Origin of the sequence: Pseudomonas oryzihabitans (assembly GCF_024652905.1) — a bacterium.
Lineage (GTDB): Bacteria > Pseudomonadota > Gammaproteobacteria > Pseudomonadales > Pseudomonadaceae > Chryseomonas > Chryseomonas benzopyrenica.
This window is the reverse complement of sequence record NZ_CP102428.1, coordinates 3,095,119-3,109,471: the sequence shown is the minus strand read 5'-3', so window position 1 is coordinate 3,109,471 and position 14,353 is coordinate 3,095,119. Positions and strand designations below refer to the sequence as shown.

Below are 14,353 nucleotides of genomic sequence, written 5' to 3'. Positions count from 1 at the left end.
CCGCCAGTTCGCCTGGCCGACTTCAAAAACCGAGGTTTCGCCAGATGGCGATACACGGCTCCGCTTGGTTCAGGGTGTAGAAGTGCACACCAGGTGCCCCGCCTTCGAGCAGTCGCTCGCAGAGGGCGGTCATGACTTCTTCGCCAAAGGCCTGGATGCTCTGGGTATCGTCACCGTAGGCTTCCAGTTGCTTCCGCAGCCAGCGTGGCAGTTCAGCGCCACAGGCATCGGAGAAGCGTGCCAACTTGCTGTAGTTGGTGATCGGCATGATGCCAGGGATCACCGGGGCTTCGACTCCCAGTTTGCGGACACGTTCCACAAAATGGAAGTAGCAGTCGGCGTTGAAGAAGTACTGGGTGACCGCGCGGTCAGCACCGGCCTCCATCTTGTACACGAAATTGCGCACGTCGTCCGTAAAGCTGCGCGCCTGCGGATGGGTTTCCGGATAGGCGGCGACTTCGATATGGAAGTGATCGCCGGTCTCCTCGCGGATGAAGGCGACCAGATCGCTGGCATAGCGCAATTCGCCACCGCCAGACAGGCCCATGCCGGACGGCAGGTCGCCGCGCAGGGCGACGATGCGGTTGATGCCGGCTTCCTGGTACTGCTGCAGCAACTCGCGCAGCTTGGCCTTGCTGTCGCCGACGCAGGACAGGTGCGGCGCGGTCGGTACCCCGACCTCGTCGTTGAGCTGGCGCACGGTGCGATAGGTGCCGTCGCGGGTGGAACCGCCGGCGCCGTAGGTGCAGGAAAAGAACTCCGGCCCGTGGCCAGCCAGCTGCCGCGCCGTGGCGATCAGCTTCTCGTGGCCCGCTTCGGTCTTGCAGGGAAAGAATTCGAAACTCAGACTGGGTTTCACGGCGTCTCTCTCGTGAGCAGCCTCCCGCTCCGGGGAGCGGGAGGCTTGGCCATCAGTAACGGTAGCTGTCGGGCTTGAAGGGGCCTTCCTGGGTCACGCCGATGTACTTGGCCTGAGCCTCGGTCAGGCGGGTCACCACGCCACCGAAGCCCTTGACCATTTCCAGCGCCACCTCTTCGTCGAGCTTCTTGGGCAGGACCATGACGGTGACGTTGGCGGTCTTCTCGGCGACCGGCAGGTCGGCGAACTTCTCCTGGTACAGGTGGATCTGCGCCAGCACCTGGTTGGCGAAGGAACCGTCCATGATGCGGCTGGGATGGCCGGTGGCATTGCCCAGGTTCACCAGACGGCCTTCGGCCAGCAGGATCAGGTAGTCGTCGTTGGTCGGATCGACGGTCAGGCCGGTGCGGTGGATCTTGTGCACCTGCGGCTTCACCTCTTCCCAGCCCCAGTGCTGGCGCATGAAGGCGGTGTCGATCTCGTTGTCGAAGTGACCGATGTTGCACACCAGGGCACGCTTCTTCAGTGCCTTGAGCATGTTGGCGTCACAGACGTTGACGTTGCCGGTGGTGGTGACGATCAGGTCGATCTTGCCCAGCAGGGCGCGATCCACGGAGGCTTCGGTGCCGTCGTTCAGGCCGTCGACATAGGGCGAGACCAGCTCGTAGCCGTCCATGCAGGCCTGCATGGCGCAGATCGGGTCAACTTCCGAGACCTTGACGATCATGCCTTCCTGACGCAGCGAGGCAGCCGAACCCTTGCCCACGTCGCCGTAGCCGATCACCAGCGCCTGCTTGCCGGACAGCAGGTGGTCGGTGGCACGCTTGATGGCGTCGTTGAGGCTGTGGCGGCAGCCGTACTTGTTGTCGTTCTTGCTCTTGGTGACCGAGTCGTTGACGTTGATCGCCGGGACCTTGAGGGAGCCGTCCTTGAGCATGTCCAGCAGGCGGTGCACGCCGGTGGTGGTCTCTTCGGTGATGCCGTGCACGCGTTCCAGCACCTGGGGGTACTTGTCGTGCAGGATCTGGGTCAGGTCACCGCCGTCGTCCAGCACCATGTTGGCGTCCCAGGGCTGGCCATCCTTGAGGATGGTCTGCTCGATGCACCACTCGTATTCGGCTTCGGTCTCGCCCTTCCAGGCGAACACCGGGATGCCGGCGGCGGCGATGGCGGCGGCGGCCTGGTCCTGGGTGGAGAAGATGTTGCAGCTGGACCAGCGCACTTCGGCGCCCAGGGCCACCAGGGTCTCGATGAGCACGGCGGTCTGGATGGTCATGTGGATGCAGCCGAGGATCTTGGCGCCGGCCAGGGGTTGTTCACCGGCGTACTTGCGCCGCAGACCCATCAGGGCGGGCATTTCCGATTCGGCGATGATGACTTCGCGACGACCCCAGTCGGCCAGGGAGATGTCGGCGACCTTGAAATCGTTGAAAGCGGCAGGCGTGAGGACAGCGCTCATTGAAGAGTCTCCATTCGTTAGGTGCGAATGGGCGCCGTTGATGCGTTCTGATAACGCTCCGCTCGAGCCTGACAACGTCTGGCGTCATGCCCGCCGAGGGTCCGCGCCAGCGGCGGGTCGGCTAGGATGGGATAACGCAGCGTGCTGCAGCGCCCCTCGAACGGAAGGCGGAGCGGCCTGGTGGCCGCGATGCGCGGGCAGTATAACGAGGATCGCGATAAACCCAAAGGGTGGCGCTCTGCCTCAGGTCCGGCGGAATCTACCGCGCGCACCCCGATCTGATGCTCAAACCCCCCGGAAATTCAAGGAGCCCTGATGAACTTCCATACCCGCAAGTGGGTGAAACCCGAAGACCTCAACGCCAATGGCACCCTGTTCGGCGGCAGCCTGCTCAAGTGGATCGACGAGGAGGCGGCGATCTACGCCATCGTGCAGCTGGAAAATCCCAAGGTGGTGACCAAGTACATCTCGGAGATCAATTTCATCAGCGCCTCGCGTCAGGGCGACATCATCGAACTGGGCATCACCGCCACCGAGTTCGGCCGGACCTCAATCACCCTGAGATGCGAGGTGCGCAACAAGATCACCCGCAAGAGCATCCTCACCATCGACAAGATCGTCTTCGTCAACCTGGACGAGGAAGGCAATCCGGTGCCCCACGGCAAAACCCGGATCACCTATGTCGAGGACAGGTTCAAGGACTCGCCCTGAGCCCCCCACGGGTCACGTCCAGTCGGCGCCGCTCGGCCCAGTAGAGCAGCAGTTCGCGCAGCTGGGAGAGTTCGATCGGTTTGCCCATGTGGCCGTCCATGCCGGCCTCCTGGGCGCGATCCTTGTGCTCGGCGAGGATATGGGCGGTCAGGGCCACCACCGGGGTGCGCGAGCGGTGATTCTGCTGTTCCCAGGCGCGTAGCCGGCGGGTGGCGCCGAAGCCGTCCAGCAAGGGCATCTCGCAGTCCATCAGGATGAGGTCATAGGTGTTCTGCTGGAGCTTTTCGAAGGCCTCCAGGCCGTTGCTCACGGTGTCAGGTTCGACCCCGAGTTTCTTGAGCATGCCGCGGATCACCTTGACCGAGATGCTGTTGTCCTCGGCCACCAGCACGCGGAAGTCGCTGGGAATGCCGCTGGGCTGTTCCTGGGGCTCGGGTTCGCTGACCCGCTGGCCGCGGCGCGACAGCTCGTCGGCCAGAGTGGCCCTGAGGGTATAGCCGGCCACCGGCTTGGCCAGCACCCGCTTGATGCCGGCGTTGCGGGCGATGACCTTGCTCGGCGCATTGCTCAGGCCGGTGAGCATGATCAGCAGCAGGTCGTGGTTGAGATTCTCGTCTTCGTTGATGCGCGCGGCGAGCTGCATGCCGGTCATGCCCGGCATCTGCTGATCGAGCAGCACCACGTCGAAGTATTCCCGCAGGTGCGACTGGGTGCGCAGCAGGGCCAGGGCCTCGCGCCCAGAGGCGGCGGTGACCGCCTGCATGCCCCAGGCGCTGCACTGCTGCTGCAGGACCTTGCGGCACAGTTCGTTGTCATCGACCACCAGCACCCGCACGTCCTGCAGCGGATAGTCGCTGTCGCCGCGCGACAGCACCAGGGCCTGGGCCGGGATGGGCAGGCTGATCCAGAAGCTCGACCCCCCCTCGGCGTTGTTCTGGATGCCGAAGTCGCCCTGCATCAACAGCACCAGCTGGCGAGCGATGATCAGGCCGAAATCCAGGCTGTCGGTATCGCCGGTGAGGAAGTCGCGGCTGTTGAGGTGGGTGGACAGCAGCTGGCGACTCAGCGCCGCGTCCAGCGGGGTGCCGCTGTCCTGCACCGAGATGCGCAGGCGCGGCGCCTGGCCGGTGGCCTCTTCCAGAGAGATCACCAGCAGGATCTCGCCTTCTTCGGTGCGCTGGAAGGCGTTTTCCAGCAGGTTGAGCAGGATCTGGCGCAGGCGGGTGGGATCGCCGATGAAGCGCCGGGGTACCTGGGGCTGGATGAAGCTGAGCAATTCGACGCGGTGTTCCTCGGCGCGGGGCCGGAAGATGTCCAGGCAGTCGTCGAGCAGGGCATTGAGGTCGAAGGTGACCTCTTCCAGTTCGATCTGGCCGCTTTCCAGGCGGGTGATGTCGATGATCTCGTTGATCAAGTTGAGCAGCTCGGCGCCGGCGCTGTGAATGGTCTGCACATAGTCGCGCTGCTTGGCCGACAGGGCGGTGCCCTGCAGCAATTCGGTCATGCCCAGCACGCCGTTCATGGGGGTGCGGATCTCGTGGCTGATGCGCGAGAGGAATTCGGCCTTGCCCTTGAGCTCCGCATGGTTGGCCACGCGATCACGGGTACGGGTGAAGTGCTCTTCGCGCAGGTAGCGACGGCGCTCCTCCAGGGCCAGGGTGAGCAGGATGCCGCTGAACATGCAGCTGGCGATCAGGCCGCGGCCCATCCACACCGGGGGGTTGGCATAGCCGGCCAGGATCGGCAGCGCGATCAGCCCGGCCAGGGCCAGCAGGGCGCAGCTCACCACCAGCAGGCGGGCATAGCGGGCGCCCTGGTGCCAGCGCTCCACGGCGATGCCCAGGCAGGCGAGCAGGGCCAGGCCGTTGACGGCCATCAACCAGTCGCCGACGTAGATATCGCCGGCGGCGATGCGACCCACCGCGGCCAGGCCGACCACGGCCAGCAGGACTCTGACCAGCTGACGCATCCAGGGTGGCAGGCGCCGCCAGCCAAAGAAGGCGCCGATCAGATTCAGCCCGGCGGCGCTGCAGGCCAGCACCGACAGATCGGTCAGCAAGGGCGCCTGGCCCTTGAAGCTGCCGAGTAGGAACTTGCTCAAGCCGAACAGGTTCAGCGCCACGCCCACCAGCATCACCAGCAGCAGGGTCAGGGCGCTGGTGGCACGACTGCGGTGATAGAGCAGCTGGACGCCGTTGTACAGCGCCAGCATGGCCAGGCAACCCAGCAGTACGCCGAACATCACCAGGCGGTGGGTGACCTCGGCTTCGGCACTGCTGCTCAGGGTCAGGGCGATCCGCAGCGGCTGGGGCGATTCGAATCTCAGGAAGAGGTCGAGCGGCTCATCGCTGTGCGGAATCGGAAAGACGAAGTCGCGACTGAGCTGTTGCGGATTGAGCAGCGGTCGCGACAGGCCATCGCGGATCTCGCTGAGCAGTTGATCGTCGCGGTAGGCGAAGAAGTCGAGATAGCCCACATTGGGGGAAATGATGCGCAGCAGACGCTGTTGGGTATCGGGCTGGATACGGGTGTGCAGCCAGAGCGCGCCGGTGCCGGCGGGGCGGTGGGCCTTGGCGGCGGTCAGTGGCTTGAAGGCGGACAGGCGGTCGCGGACGTCGTCGAGCGAGAATTCGCCGGTGACGTCCTCATACTGCGCCCAGCCCGCATCCGGCGTGTTCTCGGCCTGTACGGAATTGGCCACCAGCAGCAACAGCAGCCAGCTGATCACAAAGCCTATGGCGATCCAGAGCCGGTGCACGAGAGTTCCCTTCGCGAATGCGGACGTCGAGTATAGATCAGCTAGTCACGTCTGTTGACGTAACAGTGTAACAGGCTGATCCCTTGGGCGAGCTTCACTGTCGCTCGCGAGCGATGGCGCGGTAGCCGATGTCGCTGCGGTAGAAGCAGCCCTTCCAGGAGATTTCCCGGGCTAGCACAGAAGCGTTCTGCTGGGCGGCGGAGACCGTTTCGCCCAGGGCCGTGGCGCACAGCACCCGACCGCCGGCCGTCACGACCTGACCGTCGCGCAGGCTGGTGCCGGCGTGGAACACCTTGCCCGGCAGGGCCGCGGCAGCTTCGAGACCGGCGATGGCATCACCCTTGGCGTAGTCGCCTGGGTAGCCGCCAGCGGCCAGGACGATGCCCAGGCTCGGGCGCGGATCCCAGCAGGCTTCGATCTTGTCGAGGGCCTCGGCCAGGGCGGCTTCCACCAGCAGCACCAAGCTGGACTGCAGGCGCAGCATCACCGGTTGGGTCTCGGGATCGCCGAAACGGCAGTTGAATTCGATGACCTTGGGCGCACCGCTCTGGTCGATCATCAGACCGGCGTAGAGAAAGCCGGTGTAGACATTGCCTTCGCGGGCCATGCCGGCCACGGTGGGTTCGATGATTTCGCGCATGACCCGGGCGTGGACCTCGGGGGTCACCACCGGCGCCGGGGAGTAGGCGCCCATGCCGCCAGTGTTGGGGCCGCTGTCGCCGTCGCCGACGCGCTTGTGGTCCTGGCTGGTGGCCATGGGCAGCACGTTCTTGCCGTCGACCATGACGATGAAGCTGGCTTCCTCGCCGTCGAGGAATTCCTCGATCACCACCCGCGCCCCGGCATCGCCGAAGGCGTTGCCGGAAAGCATGTCACGCACGGCGTCCTCGGCTTCGGCCAGGGTCATGGCGACGATCACGCCCTTGCCGGCGGCCAGGCCATCGGCCTTGATCACGATGGGCGCACCCTGCTCGCGCAGATAGGCCAGGGCCGGCTCCACCTCGGTGAAGTTGGCATAGGCGGCGGTGGGGATCTGGTGCCGGGCCAGGAAGTCCTTGGTGAAGGCCTTGGAGCCTTCCAGCTGGGCCGCGCCGGCGGTGGGGCCGAAGCAGGGCAGGCCGCGGCGGCGGAACAGATCGACCACCCCGGCCACCAGCGGCGCCTCGGGACCGACGATGGTCAGCTCGACGTTAGCGGCGGCGAAGTCGGCCAACTGGTCCAGGGCCAGGACGTCGAGGGCGACGTTCTCGCACTTGGCCTCGGTGGCGGTGCCGGCGTTGCCGGGGGCGACGTAGACCTTGGTGACCCGCGTGTCCTGGGCGACCTTCCAGGCCAAGGCGTGTTCGCGACCGCCGCTGCCGATGATGAGTACGTTCATGAAGCTTTCCTCTGGGCGGACTGCATGTGGCCATCCGCCGTTGACGATGGAGTCGACGCCGAAGGCCCGATGCCTTCGGCGGAGCGGGCCTTAGTGACGGAAGTGGCGCATGCCGGTGAAGACCATGGCGATACCGGCTTCGTCGGCGGCGGCGATGACTTCGGCGTCGCGCATGGAGCCGCCCGGCTGGATCACCGCGGTGATGCCATTGGCCGCGGCGTTGTCGATGCCGTCACGGAAGGGGAAGAAGGCGTCCGAGGCCATGACCGCCCCGGCCACGGCCAGACCGGCGTGTTCGGCCTTGATGGCGGCGATGCGTGCCGAGTTGACGCGGCTCATCTGGCCGGCACCGATACCCACGGTCTGCTGGCCCTTGGCGTAGACGATGGCATTGGATTTGACGAATTTGGCCACCTTCCAGGCGAAGATCAGGTCCTGCAGCTCCTGCTCGCTGGGCGCGCGCTGGGTCACCACCTTGAGGTCGTCGGCGGTGATCATGGCGATGTCGCGGCTCTGCACCAGCAGACCACCGTTGACGCGCTTGAGGTCCAGGCCGGGCTTGCGCTCGGCGGGCCATTCGCCGCACTCCAGCAGGCGGACGTTGGCCTTGGCCGCCACCACCTCGCGGGCCTCGGCGCTGACGCGCGGGGCGATGATCACCTCGACGAACTGGCGTTCGACGATGGCGCGGGCGGTCTCGGCGTCCAGCTCGCGGTTGAAGGCGATGATGCCGCCAAAGGCCGACTCGCTGTCAGTGGCATAGGCCAGTTCATAGGCCTGGCGGATGTCGCCGGCCACGGCCACGCCGCAGGGGTTGGCGTGCTTGACGATGACGCAGGCCGGCGCGTCGTAGCTCTTCACGGTTTCCAGGGCGGCGTCGGTGTCGGCGACGTTGTTGAAGGACAGTTCCTTGCCCTGCAACTGGGTGGCGGTGGCCACGCAGGCTTCGCTGGCGTGCTCGACATAGAAGGCGGCCTGCTGGTGCGGGTTCTCGCCGTATCTCATGTCCTGCGCCTTGATGAACTGGGCGCTGAAGGTGCGCGGGAAGGCGGCGCGGCCTGCGGTGGACAGGGTCTCGGCCTGCTGGTCGATGCTGCCCAGGTAGTTGGCGATCATGCCGTCGTAGGCGGCGGTGTGCTCGAAGGCCTTGAGCGCCAGGTCGAAGCGCTGGGCATAGGTCAGGCCGCCGGCCTTGAGGTCGTCGAGGATGGCCGCGTAGTCGCTGGCATTGACCACGATGGCGACGTCCTTGTGGTTCTTGGCCGCGCTGCGGACCATGGTCGGCCCGCCGATGTCGATGTTCTCGATGGCGTCGGCCAGGCTGCAGCCGGGCTTGGCCACGGTGGCGGCGAAGGGGTAGAGATTGACCGCGACCAGGTCGATCGGACGGATGCCGTGTTCGCTCATCACTTCGTGGTCGACGCCACGACGACCGAGGATGCCGCCGTGGATCTTGGGATGCAGGGTCTTGACGCGACCGTCCATCATCTCCGGGAAGCCGGTGTAGTCGGCGACTTCCACCGCTGGGATGCCTTCATCGCGCAGCAGCTTGTAAGTGCCGCCGGTGGACAGGATTTCCACGCCGATGGCCGCGAGTTCACGGGCGAAGTCGACGACGCCCGTCTTGTCGGACACGCTGATCAGCGCACGGCGGACGGGGAGGCGAGAGGTCTGGTCGGTCATGGTCATGTCCATCAGGAGGAAGAAGACCGCCGGTCAAGCCCCCTGGGCCGCCGGCGAGGAGGCAGATCAGAGCAGGTCGTACTGCTTGAGCTTCTTGCGCAGGGTGCCGCGATTAAGCCCGAGCATCTCCGACGCCTTGGTCTGGTTGCCCTTGACGTAATTCATCACGCTTTCGAGCAGGGGTGCTTCCACTTCGCAGAGCACCATGTTGTAGACGTCGGTCACCGGCTGCCCATCGAGGTGGGCGAAGTAATTGCGCAGCGCCTTTTCCACGCTGTCGCGCAGCGTCTGGCCTTCCTGCAGGGGAGCGGTCAGGTGCTGCTTGAGGTCGCCGTTGTCACTCACGGGCGCTGTTCCAGTCAAAGTCTCGGTCATCGAATTCATGCCACCTGCTTCCCGGTCGGGGGCTGCGCGAAGAACGCGCGAATGCTGGCGTGCTGGGCTTGGGTGTCTTGCAGTCGGTTGAACTGGGCGCGCGATTCCGCGGCGCCCGGCCGGTCGGCCAGGTACCAGCCGACGTGCTTGCGGGCGATGCGCACGCCCATTTCCGGGCCGTAGAAGGCGTGCAGGGCGTCGAGGTGCTCCAGCAGGATGGCCTCCACCTCGGCAGCGCTGGGCGCCGCCAGGTGTTCACCGGTCGCCAGGTAGTGGGCGATCTCGCGGAAGATCCAGGGCCGACCCTGGGCGGCGCGGCCGATCAACAGGCCGTCGCAGCCGGTGTGTTCGAGCACCTTGCGGGCCTTTTCCGGGCTGTCGATGTCGCCATTGGCGAACACCGGGATGCCGACCGCCTGCTTGATGGCGGCGATGGTGTCGTACTCGGCGGCGCCGAGAAACCGGTCGTCACGGGTGCGGCCATGCACGGCCAGGGCCTGGATGCCGGCCGCCTCGGCCAGCTGCGCGATGCGCAGGCCGTTGCGATTGTCGGGATTCCAGCCGGTGCGGATCTTCAGGGTCACGGGCACGTCCACTGCCGCCACCACGGCGGCGAGGATCTCGGCCACCAAGGCCTCGTCCTTCATCAGCGCGGAGCCGGCGGCCTTGTTGCAGACCTTTTTCGCCGGGCAGCCCATGTTGATGTCGATGATCTGGGCACCCAGTTCGACATTGCGCTGGGCCGCTTCGGCCAGCATCGCCGGATCGCCGCCGGCGATCTGCACCGAACGCGGTTCCTGCTCGCTGGCGTGGATCAGGCGCAGCCGCGACTTGCGGCTGTCATAGAGCCGCACGTCACTGGTCACCATTTCCGACACGGCCATGCCGGCGCCGAGTGCCAGGCACAGGCGCCGGAAGGGCAGGTCGGTGACCCCGGCCATGGGCGCGAGAATCAGCGGATTGGGCAAGGTATAAGGGCCGATGCGTACCATCGACATATCTTTTTCCCTGGCGAATAGGCGCCTGTTCCGCCTGCGCCGGAAACCGGCCGCGGACAGGGGCTGCTGTGCTTGAAAAGGGTTGGGAATGATACCCGCTCGCCGCCTCGGGATAAAGCGCGAGTTGGCTAGTTTATGAGCAATTCACCCTGGGGCTACTCCGGCGAGAAGAAGCTCAGACTGTAGTTCACCGCCCGCGGGCCGGGGTCGAGAATGTCCAGCGCGATGTGGATCGGCGTCTGCGGCGGCATCTCGTCCTGGCCTTTCAGTTCGCCATTCAGGTATTCGCCCGGCTTGAAACGGCGGCTGGCGAGCAGCTGGCCGTTGAGGTCGGCGAAGCGCAATTCCAGCATCGGAAAGGGCTGCGAGAAGGGCGCCCGGTTGTAGAGGATGGCATCGACGCGCAGGGCGCCGGAGAATTGCGGATGGCTGCGCACCACCAGGTTGCTGCTGCGGATCTGCTGGACATCGACCTTGGACGGCACCTTGCAGCCCAGGCTGGCACAGGCCTGGACGAACAGCGGGCGATAGCTGTCCTGCCGTGCCAGTTCGTCGAAGTGGTAATAGACGTACTGGCCGGCCAGGCCGAGCAGTGCCAGCAGGCAGAGCAGTAGCCACAGCAGGCGGCGCCCCCAGTGTGGGCGCTGCTGGTGACTGTCCAGTTGCAGCGGTTCGTCGTGCAGGTCCAGCAGCGGATCGTCCTGCCATTCCGGCTCGCTGCGCAGGACGCCCGCGGACTTGGCCGCCGGCGCCTCGTCGTCGCGGTCGCGGTCGGCGCTGAGAGGTTCGGCTGCGGGCTCCTGCCAATCGTCGAGGCGGCCCAGGCCGGGTTCGGCGCGTTCGTCTTCGTCGGCTTCGACCCGGCCGAGTGCCGGCTCCTGGCGCTCGGTCGGGGCGGCGGTGAGGGGCGCGGGCGGCGTGGCCGGGGCCGGTTTCAGTGGGGCGCGCAGGGCCGTGAGCGGGGCCGCCGGCGCGACGGCAGGCAAGGGGCTGATGGCCGGCTCGGGCTCGGGTTCCGATGCGAATGCGGGTTCCGGCGCGAGCGCTGGTTCCAGTTCGGCGGCGGTGAGGGGCACAGACAGCGGTTCGGGCTCGAACGCCACTTCGGGCTCGGTCGGCAGGCGTAGGGATTCCGGCTCGGGTTCGCGTGCGGCGGATAGGGCGCCAAGCGAAGGCAGCGCGAAGGCCTCCTCGTCTTCCTGGAGGCGGCGGGCAGCCAGGCCTTGGGCCGGTGCCGGTTCTTCCCGGGGCGTGGTGACGGCAGGCGGCGCGGCGATGGCGGAAGGCGCAGTCGGCGCGCGGCGCTGTTCTTCCAGGGCGCCCAGGCGAGCAACCTCGGCGTCCAATTCCAGATGGCTCAGGTCCAGTTCGTCATGGGGCCAGGCCGCTTCACTGGGCGTCGGCGCCGGCATGGGCGGCGCGGGCACGGGTTCCGGTGCCGTCAAAGGCGCGGCCTGATTGCTGGCGTTGAACACTTCCAGGCAGACGCCACAGCGTACGTCGCCATCCGCGGCGGCCAGGTGTTCCTGGGTGACGCGGAAGCGGGTATGGCAATGCGGACACTGGGCGACGAGGGATTCGGTCATGGCGAGGCGACAGCCAGGGAATTTAAGCGCGCTAGTGTACCCGAAGGCCCAGGCGAAAGAAGGGGCTCCACCGGGCCGCCGGGTAAGCGGCCTGGTGGAGCCTTGGCCGATCAGCGGCGGCGGGTCCCGCTGATGCGCACCCAGCCGTCCAGGGTGGCGGTGGGCTCCAGGTCGAAGCAGCCGGCGTAGGCGGCACGCACGTCCTCGGCCTGCTCGGCGAGAATGCCGGAAAGCGCCAGGCGCCCACCGATGCGGGTCAGGCGGGTGATTTGCTCGGCCAGGCCGACCAGCGGACCGGCAAGGATGTTGGCCACCACCACGTCGGCCGGCTCGTCTGGCAGATCGGCGGGCAGATAGAGCGGAAAGCGTGCCGGGTCGATGCCGTTGCGATTGGCGTTCTCCCGCGAGGCTTCCAGGGCCTGGACGTCGATGTCGGTGCCCACGGCGCGCTCGGCGCCCAGCAGCAGGGCGGCGATGGCGAGGATGCCCGAGCCGCAGCCGAAATCCAGCACTTGCCGACCTGCGACCGGTTCGCCGTCCAGCCATTGCAGGCACAGCGAGGTGGTGGGATGGGTGCCGGTACCGAAGGCCAGGCCCGGATCCAGCAGCAGATTGACCGCCTCGGGTTCCGGGGCCTCGTGCCAGCTGGGCACGATCCACAGCCGCTGGCCGAAGCGCATGGGCTGGAAGTTGTCCATCCAGCTGCGCTCCCACTCCTGGTCTTCCAGGCGCTCCACCTCGTAGGTCAGGCCGTTGGCCAGCAGCTGCACGCGCTGTTCCAGGGCCGCGGCGTCGGTGTCGCCTTCGAACAGCGCCAGCAGGTGGGTCTGGGACCACAGCGGGGTGGTGCCCAGATCCGGCTCGAAGATCGGCTGGTCCTCGGCGTCCATGAAGGTCACCGAGACGGCGCCCAATTCGAGCATGAGGTCTTCGTAGGTTTCCGCCTGAGCGGGGGTGAGGGCGAGGCGGACTTGCAGCCAGGACATGGTGGGCTACCTGAATCGGGTCAAAGCGGGGAGGGTAAATGAAAACGGGCTGCCCGAAGGCAGCCCGTTTACTAGGTAAGAAGCCGACGGGGCGAGCGAGCTAGGTCAGGCAAGGCGGAAATCGCTGAGGAAGCGCAGTTTACATAGAGTAAATGAGCATTCCGAGGCGGTTTCCAACGCAGCCTGGCCGACGCGCAGCCGTCACGCTAGTTAGTGGCGCATGCCGAGCTTCTTCTCCAGATAGTGGATGTTCACCGCGCCCTGGCCGAAGGCCTGGTCGCGGGTCAGCATCCGGTGCAGATCGGCGTTGGTCTTGATGCCGTCGACGATCAGCTCGTCCAGGGCGTTGCGCATCCGGGCCATGGCCTCGTCGCGGGTCTTGCCCCAGGTGATCAGCTTGGCGATCAGCGAATCGTAGTTCGGCGGAACCTTGTAGCCGCTGTACAGGTGCGAATCGACCCGCACGCCGTTGCCGCCCGGGGCATGGAAATGCTTGACCAGGCCCGGGGAGGGCATGAAGGTCTTGGGGTCTTCGGCGTTGATCCGGCACTCGATGGCGTGACCAGTGATCTTGATGTCTTCCTGCTTGATCGACAGTTTGTTGCCAGCGGCGATGCTGAGCATCTCCTTGACGATGTCGACACCAGTGATCATCTCGGTCACCGGATGCTCCACCTGCACGCGGGTATTCATCTCGATGAAGTAGAAGCGGCCGTCTTCGTAGAGGAATTCGAAGGTGCCGGCGCCCCGGTAGCCGATGTCGATGCAGGCCTTGACGCAGCGCGCCAGGACTTCTTCACGGGCCTTTTCGTCGATCTGGGGCGCAGGCGCCTCTTCGATGACCTTCTGATGGCGGCGCTGCAGCGAGCAGTCGCGATCGTAGAGGTGCACGGCATTGCCCTGGCCATCGGAGAGCACCTGGACTTCCACGTGACGCGGATTGCCGAGGAACTTCTCCATGTAGACCATGGAGTTGCCAAAGGCGGCGCCGGCTTCGGTCTGGGTCAGCTTGATCGATTTGATCAGCTCGGCCTCGTCCTCCACCACGCGCATGCCACGACCACCACCGCCACCGGCGGCCTTGATGATCACCGGATAGCCGACTTCGCGGCCGATGCGCAGGCACTCGGCCTCGTCATCCGGCAGGGCGCCATCGGAGCCCGGTACGGTGGGTACGCCGGCCTGCTTCATGGCGTTCTTGGCGGAGACCTTGTCGCCCATCAGGCGAATCACGCTGGCGGTGGGGCCGACGAAGGCGAAACCGGACTGCTCCACCTGCTCGGCGAAGTCGGCGTTCTCGGCGAGAAAGCCGTAGCCGGGATGGATGGCGGTGGCACCGGTGACTTCCGCGGCGCTGATGATGGCCGGGATGTTCAGGTAGGACAGGGGCGAGGGGGCCGGGCCGATGCACACCGATTCGTCGGCGAGGGACAGATGCATCAGTTCGCGGTCGGCGGTGGAATGAACCGCCACCGTCTTGATGCCCAGCTCCTTGCAGGCACGCACCACGCGCAGGGCGATTTCCCCACGGTTGGCGATCAGGACTTTTTCCAGCATCGT

The 14,353-nt window shown here is 66.1% G+C and carries 11 protein-coding genes and 1 riboswitch; of the genes, 1 reads left to right on the top strand and 10 read right to left on the bottom strand.

The window, feature by feature from the left end; translation table 11 throughout:
• Positions 1-22: 22 nt before the first annotated feature.
• Together metF and ahcY are read right to left on the bottom strand one after the other, a co-directional pair.
• Positions 23-859, bottom strand: a complete 837-nt coding sequence (gene metF / locus NRG74_RS14360; protein WP_017641067.1) for a methylenetetrahydrofolate reductase [NAD(P)H] — start codon at positions 857-859, stop codon at positions 23-25.
• A 52-nt stretch (positions 860-911) separates the two neighbouring features.
• Positions 912-2,318, bottom strand: coding sequence for an adenosylhomocysteinase (gene ahcY, locus NRG74_RS14355; RefSeq protein WP_017641066.1), 1,407 nt, complete (start codon positions 2,316-2,318; stop codon positions 912-914).
• 22 nt (positions 2,319-2,340) lie between these two features.
• Positions 2,341-2,482, bottom strand: a riboswitch (S-adenosyl-L-homocysteine riboswitch).
• 151 nt (positions 2,483-2,633) lie between these two features.
• On the opposite strand from ahcY, the gene NRG74_RS14350 reads away from it, so the two are divergent.
• Entirely contained in the window at positions 2,634-3,029 is a 396-nt protein-coding gene (locus NRG74_RS14350; RefSeq protein ID WP_017641065.1) for an acyl-CoA thioesterase, read from the top strand.
• Here the strand turns inward: NRG74_RS14350 and NRG74_RS14345 are convergent.
• The 8 genes from NRG74_RS14345 to accC all read right to left on the bottom strand — a co-directional run bounded on the left by NRG74_RS14345 (position 3,013) and on the right by accC (position 14,350).
• A complete protein-coding gene (locus NRG74_RS14345; protein WP_257704636.1) occupies positions 3,013-5,787 on the bottom strand; it encodes a hybrid sensor histidine kinase/response regulator in 2,775 nt (924 codons plus the stop codon). The two genes, NRG74_RS14350 and NRG74_RS14345, sit on opposite strands and share 17 nt — an antisense overlap.
• A gap of 94 nt (positions 5,788-5,881) precedes the next feature.
• A complete protein-coding gene (gene purD, locus NRG74_RS14340; RefSeq protein WP_257704635.1) occupies positions 5,882-7,165 on the bottom strand; it encodes a phosphoribosylamine--glycine ligase in 1,284 nt (427 codons plus the stop codon).
• Between the two features lie 90 nt (positions 7,166-7,255).
• Positions 7,256-8,848, bottom strand: a complete 1,593-nt coding sequence (gene purH, locus NRG74_RS14335) for a bifunctional phosphoribosylaminoimidazolecarboxamide formyltransferase/IMP cyclohydrolase (protein WP_231356879.1) — start codon at positions 8,846-8,848, stop codon at positions 7,256-7,258.
• Between the two features lie 66 nt (positions 8,849-8,914).
• Complete coding sequence (gene fis / locus NRG74_RS14330) at positions 8,915-9,232, bottom strand: DNA-binding transcriptional regulator Fis (protein ID WP_026083845.1); 318 nt, start codon at positions 9,230-9,232, stop codon at positions 8,915-8,917.
• Complete coding sequence (gene dusB, locus NRG74_RS14325; RefSeq protein WP_257704634.1) at positions 9,229-10,221, bottom strand: tRNA dihydrouridine synthase DusB; 993 nt, start codon at positions 10,219-10,221, stop codon at positions 9,229-9,231. Before dusB ends, fis begins: the two co-directional genes overlap by 4 nt.
• A gap of 155 nt (positions 10,222-10,376) precedes the next feature.
• Positions 10,377-11,807 (bottom strand): DUF3426 domain-containing protein, encoded by a 1,431-nt coding sequence (locus NRG74_RS14320; protein ID WP_257704633.1) that lies wholly within the window; start codon positions 11,805-11,807, stop codon positions 10,377-10,379.
• A gap of 110 nt (positions 11,808-11,917) precedes the next feature.
• Positions 11,918-12,793, bottom strand: a complete 876-nt coding sequence (prmA, locus tag NRG74_RS14315; protein WP_017641059.1) for a 50S ribosomal protein L11 methyltransferase — start codon at positions 12,791-12,793, stop codon at positions 11,918-11,920.
• 210 nt (positions 12,794-13,003) lie between these two features.
• A complete protein-coding gene (gene accC, locus NRG74_RS14310) occupies positions 13,004-14,350 on the bottom strand; it encodes an acetyl-CoA carboxylase biotin carboxylase subunit (RefSeq protein ID WP_064309286.1) in 1,347 nt (448 codons plus the stop codon).
• Positions 14,351-14,353: the final 3 nt, after the last annotated feature.

What these genes read in the sequence shown, in the direction of transcription:
- NRG74_RS14350 (WP_017641065.1), top strand. Translation starts at nt 2,634, where the DNA reads ATGAACTTCCATACCCGCAAGTGGGTGAAACCCGAAGACCTCAACGCC.
- NRG74_RS14320 (WP_257704633.1), bottom strand. Translation starts at nt 11,807, where the DNA reads ATGACCGAATCCCTCGTCGCCCAGTGTCCGCATTGCCATACCCGCTTC.
- purD (WP_257704635.1), bottom strand. Translation starts at nt 7,165, where the DNA reads ATGAACGTACTCATCATCGGCAGCGGCGGTCGCGAACACGCCTTGGCC.
- fis (WP_026083845.1), bottom strand. Translation starts at nt 9,232, where the DNA reads ATGAATTCGATGACCGAGACTTTGACTGGAACAGCGCCCGTGAGTGAC.
- dusB (WP_257704634.1), bottom strand. Translation starts at nt 10,221, where the DNA reads ATGTCGATGGTACGCATCGGCCCTTATACCTTGCCCAATCCGCTGATT.
- accC (WP_064309286.1), bottom strand. Translation starts at nt 14,350, where the DNA reads ATGCTGGAAAAAGTCCTGATCGCCAACCGTGGGGAAATCGCCCTGCGC.
- purH (WP_231356879.1), bottom strand. Translation starts at nt 8,848, where the DNA reads ATGACCGACCAGACCTCTCGCCTCCCCGTCCGCCGTGCGCTGATCAGC.
- prmA (WP_017641059.1), bottom strand. Translation starts at nt 12,793, where the DNA reads ATGTCCTGGCTGCAAGTCCGCCTCGCCCTCACCCCCGCTCAGGCGGAA.
- ahcY (WP_017641066.1), bottom strand. Translation starts at nt 2,318, where the DNA reads ATGAGCGCTGTCCTCACGCCTGCCGCTTTCAACGATTTCAAGGTCGCC.